5 protein-coding genes are annotated in these 6,360 nt (G+C 65.8%); all 5 read left to right on the top strand.

Annotated features, from left to right (window positions below; genetic code table 11):
* Positions 1–1,450 (top strand): adenylate/guanylate cyclase domain-containing protein (locus AC2VOU_RS16550; RefSeq protein WP_486958351.1); only part of this gene is annotated, 1,450 nt, incomplete at its 5' end.
* Positions 1,447–2,850: a mechanosensitive ion channel domain-containing protein gene (locus AC2VOU_RS16545; protein WP_486958350.1), complete on the top strand. Its 1,404-nt coding sequence runs from the start codon at positions 1,447–1,449 to the stop codon at positions 2,848–2,850. The genes AC2VOU_RS16550 and AC2VOU_RS16545, both read left to right, overlap by 4 nt.
* A gap of 21 nt (positions 2,851–2,871) precedes the next feature.
* A complete protein-coding gene (locus tag AC2VOU_RS16540) occupies positions 2,872–4,119 on the top strand; it encodes a glutamate-5-semialdehyde dehydrogenase (protein WP_486958349.1) in 1,248 nt (415 codons plus the stop codon).
* A gap of 22 nt (positions 4,120–4,141) precedes the next feature.
* Positions 4,142–5,029 carry an AAA family ATPase gene (locus AC2VOU_RS16535; RefSeq protein WP_486958348.1) on the top strand — a complete coding sequence of 296 codons (888 nt, stop codon included), beginning with the start codon at positions 4,142–4,144 and terminating at the stop codon, positions 5,027–5,029.
* 11 nt (positions 5,030–5,040) lie between these two features.
* On the top strand, positions 5,041–6,360 hold a 1,320-nt coding region (locus tag AC2VOU_RS16530), incomplete at its 3' end, for a VWA domain-containing protein (protein WP_486958347.1).

Here is a 6,360-nt window from a genome sequence, read left to right as displayed (position 1 = left end):
GAATCTGCGAGATGCGTACGAAAAAGCCATGAACGCAGATTCGGTCGACTTCGTCTGGATCACCGATTTCCAGCCGTTTCAGGCATCCGGAGGAATGCCCATTGCGTGGCTGGTGTCGCCGATAGGTGCGCCGGGTAGGACGGACGGGGTGATGGCGTTACCGCTGCCGATCTCGAAGGTCAACCGGATCATGACCGCCGACCGGCACTGGAAAGCCGCCGGCATGGGTGCAACGGCGGAGACGTACCTGGCCGGCCCGGACGGGTTGATGCGGTCCGATTCGCGGCTGTTCTTGCAGGACCCCGCGAAATACCAGCGCGACGCGGTGGCGGCCGGGACGCCGGCCGACATTGTCGCCAAGGCGATCCGCTGGCACGGCACCACGCTGGTGCAGCCCGTAGAGACTGAGGCGTTCCGCGCCGCGCAACGCGGGCAGAGCGGAACTGTCATGGACACCGGCTACCTGGGTGATCATGAACTCGCCGCGTACGCCCCGGTGGCTATTGCGAATTCAGATCTGCGCTGGTCGATCCTGGCCACCCGGGACAGCGAAGAGGCCTACTCACGACTGGCGTCGTTCGCTCGCACGACGGTGGTCACCGCCGCGATCCTGGTTTTCGTGCTGTGTGTGCTCGCGATGCTGATCGCCCAACGCTTCGTGGAACCCATCCGGCGACTGCGGGCCGGCGCGGAGGAGATCAGCGCCGGGCACTACGACGTCGCGATACCTGTCACCACCCGCGACGAAATCGGCGATCTGACAATCGCTTTCAACGCGATGAGCCGCAATCTGGAAATCAAGGAAGGGCTGCTCGCCGAACAGCGCAGGGAGAACGACCGGCTGTTGCTTTCGCTGATGCCTGAAACGGTCGCGCAGCGGTATCGCGACGGCGAGCAGATCATCGCGCAGGAGCACCAGGATGTGACCGTGATTTTCGCCGACATCATCGGCCTCGACGAAATCTCGAACGGCATGTCGGGCGAAGAGTTGGTCGGGGCGATCGACGAACTCGTACGCGAACTCGATTCGACTGCCGAATCCCTCGGCGTCGAGCCGATTCGCACCGTGCACAACGGGTATCTCGCCAGCTGCGGGCTGAACGTGCCGCGGCTCGACAGCGTGGCCCGAACCATCGACTTCGCCGTGGAGATGCAGCGCATCATCGAGCGGTTCAACAGCGGAAAGGGTTACCACCTGAGCATCCGGGCCGGCGTCAACACCGGCAACGTGATCAGCGGACTGGTCGGCAGATCCAGCGTCATCTATGACCTGTGGGGTGCTGCGGTCAATCTGGCTCACCAGATGCGCAGCGGAGCAACCGAGTCCGGAATCTTCGTCACCACCGACGTCTACGAGGTGATGCGCGACATCCGACAATTCACCGCCGCGGGGACCGTCACGGTCGGCGGCGCCGAACAGCCGGTCTGGAAATTGGCGGACCGCAAATGACCGTCGTCGACCCGGTGTGGTTGTACTGGGCCGTCGGGCTGGCGGTCGGATTACCGCTGCTGCTGATCGGTTTGACCGAATGGCACCAGTTCCTCACGCGTAGACAGAGCGCCCTGGCACGGCCGGTCGACCTGCTGCGCAACTACCTGGTGCCACTGGCGGCGTTGCTCCTACTGCTGGTCAAGGTGGCGCAGGTGCCCGCACGCGTCGACTCAGTGCGGGTGTTGGCGACGATATTCGGCTTCGTGTTGCTGTTGCTGGTTTTGTCGGGGCTCAACGCCACGGTGTTCGAGGGAGCGCCGGAAAGCTCGTGGCGCAAACGGGTTCCGGCGATATTCCGGGACGTGACAAGGTTTTTGCTGATCGCAGTGGGTCTCGCGCTGATCTTGTCCTACGTCTGGGGAGTGCGGGTCGGTGGCCTGTTCACCGCACTCGGCGTGACGTCGGTGGTCATCGGTCTGATGTTGCAGAACTCTGTCGGCCAGATCGTGTCCGGGTTGTTCATGCTGTTCGAACAGCCGTTCCGGATCGGCGACTGGCTGGACACGCCGGCCGCCCGCGGACGCATCGTGGAAGCGAATTGGCGCGCCGTGCACATCCAGACCGGCCACGGCGTGCAGATCACACCGAACTCGGTGCTGGCCGCTACGTCGTTCACCAACATGAGTCGCCCGCCGGGCGCGCACAAGCTGTCGATCAGCACCGCGTTCTCACCCGCCGATCCCCCTGACCGGGTGTGTCGTCTGCTGGTGCGGGTGGCAAGTGCGTTGCCCCAACGCAAAAGCGACGTCGTGCCGACGTCGTCGGTCGCTGGTCCGGGTCAGTATCAGGTCAGCATCGCGTTGAAGTCGCCCGCCGACGACGGCGCCGCCAAAGCGACCTTCCTGCGGTGGATTTGGTATGCGGCCCGACGTGCGGGGCTGCACCTTGACGACGTGGTCGACGACTTCTCCACGCCGGCCCGGGTCCAGGCGGCGATGCGCCGTGTCGTGGCGCCCGCATTGCGGCTCAGTGTCACCGATCAGCAATCGGTGATCCCGCACGCGAGGATGGTTCGCTACGGCGCCGAGGAAATCGTGCAGTACGCCGGGGAAGTGCCCACGGCGATGACGTTCGTGATCAACGGCAGCATTCGGCGGACCGCGACCAACGAGGACGGATCGGTGACGCCGCTGAGCCTTCTGGAAGAAGGCTCGTTCCTCGGGTTGAGCTCGCTGACCCGGCAGCCGAGCGTGGCCGGCGCGTATGCGCTGGAGGAAGTGACCGCACTTGAGATCGATCGCGAGCACATTGAAGATCTGGTGCTCCGGACACCTTTACTGCTGCAGGAATTTGGCCGGATCATCGAAGACCGCCGCAGTGAGTCATCGCCCATTGGGGCCGTCTCTAGTCGGTGCTAGATTGCCCGCTACCCTGGGTTAATGAGCGTCCATGCCTTCTCGGCGACCGACGTGCGCCAGCAGGTGCATGACGCGGCGCGCCGGGCCCGGGTGGCGGCTCGAGTTCTGGCCTCATTGCCGACCGTCGCCAAGGATCAAGCGCTGCACGTCGCCGCTGACGCGCTGGTCGCCAACACCGACCGGATCCTGGCCGCCAACGCTGAGGATCTCGACGCGGCGCAGGCTCTGAACACGCCGACCGCCATCCTCGATCGGCTGGCACTGGACCCCAAGCGCGTCGAGGGCATCGCCGCGGGCCTGCGTCAGGTGGCCGGCCTACCCGACCCGGTGGGCGAGGTCCTACGCGGCTACACGCTGCCCAACGGGCTGGCCCTGCGCCAGCAGCGCGTCCCGCTCGGCGTGGTCGGGATCGTCTACGAAGGCCGGCCCAACGTCACCGTCGACGCGTTCGGTCTGACGCTCAAATCCGGCAACGCCGCCCTGCTGCGCGGCAGCGCTTCGGCCGTGCACTCCAACACGGCGCTGGTCGCTGTGCTGCGCGACGCACTGCGCGGGGAGGACCTGCCCGCTGATGCCGCGCAACTGATCCCGTCGGAAGACCGCGCGTCGGTCACACATCTGATTCAGGCCCGCGGACTGGTCGACGTGGTCATCCCGCGCGGCGGCGCCGGCCTGATCGACGCGGTGGTCCGCGACTCGCAGGTGCCGACGATCGAGACGGGTGTCGGCAACTGCCACGTCTACGTGCACGATGCCACCGACCTCGACATGGCCGAGCGAATCCTGTTGAACTCCAAGACCCGTCGGCCCAGCGTGTGTAACGCCGCCGAAACGTTACTGGTCGACCGGGCGATCGCCGACCAGGCGATGCCGCGACTGGTCAACGCGCTCCAAGACGCCGGTGTGACCGTTCATCTCGATCCCGACGACGACCACCTGCGCCGCGAATACCTGGAGATGGAGATCGCCGTCGCAGTCGTCGACGGTGTCGACGCCGCCATCGCCCACATCAACGAATACGGCACCGGCCACACCGAAGCCATCGTGACCTCGAACATGGCTGCTGCACAGCGCTTTACCGAAGGTGTCGATGCGGCCGCGGTGATGGTGAACGCTTCGACGAGCTTTACCGACGGTGAGCAGTTCGGGTTCGGTGCCGAGATCGGCATCTCCACCCAGAAGCTGCACGCCCGCGGCCCGATGGGGCTTGCTGAACTGACCTCGACCAAGTGGATCGGTTGGGGAGACGGCCAGACCCGTCCGGCCTGACATCGCTGAGGAGAACCCAAACGTGAGTGTGCCTGCGCGGCCTGCGCCGCTGTTCGTCGACATCGACGACGTCGAACGGCGGTTGGCCGAAACCGGCTATCTGGTCGACAAAGCCACCGCCACCGCGGTTTTCCTGGCCGACCGGCTCGGCAAGCCGCTACTCGTGGAAGGACCAGCCGGCGTCGGAAAGACAGAACTCGCGCGCGCCGTGGCGCAGTCGACCGGGGCCGGCTTGGTCCGCCTGCAGTGCTACGAGGGTGTCGACGAGGCGCGCGCGCTCTACGAGTGGAACCACGCCAAGCAGATACTGCGTATTCAGGCCGGTAGCGCTGCCGGACAAGGTGACTGGGACCAGACCAAGATGGACGTGTTCAGCGAGGAATTTCTGCTGTCTCGACCACTACTGACCGCGATCCGGCGCACCGAGCCGACCGTGCTGTTGATCGACGAGACCGACAAGGCCGACATCGAAATCGAAGGCCTGCTGCTGGAGGTGCTTTCCGACTTCGCGGTCACCGTGCCGGAATTGGGGACGATCAGCGCGCAGCTCCGCCCGTTCACGGTGCTCACCTCCAACGCCACCCGAGAGTTGTCCGAAGCGCTCAAACGACGCTGTTTGTTCCTGCACATCGACTTTCCCAGCGCGGCGCTGGAACGCCGGATCCTGTTGTCCCGGGTTCCCGAGCTGCCCGATCACATCGCCGAGGAGATGGTCCGCATCATCGGTGTATTGCGGGGGATGCAACTCAAGAAGCTTCCGTCGGTGGCCGAGACCATCGACTGGGGGCGCACCGTGCTCGCGCTCGGCATGGACACCATCGACGATGCGACGATCGCCGCCACGTTGGGCGTGGTGCTCAAGCACCAATCCGATCACCAGCGCGCCACCTCCGAGCTCCGGCTCAACTGAGGCACGCGCTGATGGCCGTTCGCCGCGTTCGCCCCAGCCAGCCGCTGGCCCCGCATGGGATACCCGGTCACCTGGTGGGATTTGTGGAAGCGCTGCGCGCACAAGGCATTTCAGTCGGTCCGTCGGAGTCCGTGGACGCCGGCCGGGTGATGGGAGTGCTCGGACTCGGTGACCGCGAGATCCTGCGGGAAGGTCTGGCGTGCGCGGTGCTGCGACGGCCCGAGCACCGCGAAACCTACAACGCGATGTTCGACCTGTGGTGGCCGGCCGCGCTCGGTACCCGGGCGGCGGTCGCCGAGGAGGGCGCCGTCGACCCAGACGTGCAGTTGCCGCCCGACGATGTCGAGGCGATGCGCCAGATGCTGCTGGATCTGCTCAACGACAACCCCGATCTCGCCGACATGGACGACCGCCTGGTCGCGATGATCGCCCAAATCGTCGATGCCTACGGCAAATACAACTCCAGCCGCGGGCCGTCGTACTCGTCGTATCAGGCGCTCAAGTCGATGGCGCTGGATGAGTTGGAGGGCAAACTGTTGGCCGGGCTGCTGGCGCCCTACGGTGACGAGCCCACGCCGACCCAAGAGCAGATTGCCAAAGCACTTGCCGCCCAGCGGATCACGCAGCTGCGGAAAATGGTGGACGCCGAGACCAAGCGGCGCACTGCCGAGCAGCTCGGCCGCGACCATGTCCAGATGTACGGGATCCCACAACTGTCCGAGAACGTCGAGTTCCTGCGCGCTTCGGGCGAGCAGTTGCGGTCGATGCGCGGGGTCGTGCAACCACTGGCCCGCACGCTTGCGACCCGGTTGGCGGCGCGCCGGCGTCGCGCCCGTGCGGGTGCGATCGACCTGCGCAAGACGCTGCGTAAGTCGATGTCCACCGGCGGGGTGCCGATCGATCTGGTGCTGCGTAAGCCGCGCCCGGCCCGCCCCGAGCTGGTGGTGTTGTGCGACGTCTCCGGTTCTGTCGCCGGCTTCAGCCACTTCACTCTCCTGCTGGTGCACGCCCTGCGCCAGCAGTTCTCCCGTGTTCGGGTCTTTGCGTTCATCGATACCAGCGACGAGGTCACCCATATGTTCGGCCCGGATGCCGACCTCGCGGTCGCGATCCAGCGGATCACCCGCGAAGCGGGCGTGTACACCCGCGACGGCCACAGTGACTACGGCAACGCCTTCGTCTCGTTCATCCAGGCACACCCGAACGTGCTGTCCCCAAGTAGTTCGCTGCTGGTGCTCGGCGACGGGCGGACCAACTACCGCGACCCGGCCACCGACGTGCTGTCACACATGGTGACCGCCAGCCGGCACGCGCACTGGCTGAACCCCGAG

The sequence above is a fragment of the Mycobacterium sp. TH-M25 genome (genome assembly GCF_057473665.1).
Note: the sequence above shows the minus strand (reverse complement) of the source record. Positions and strands in the feature narration are given on the sequence as shown.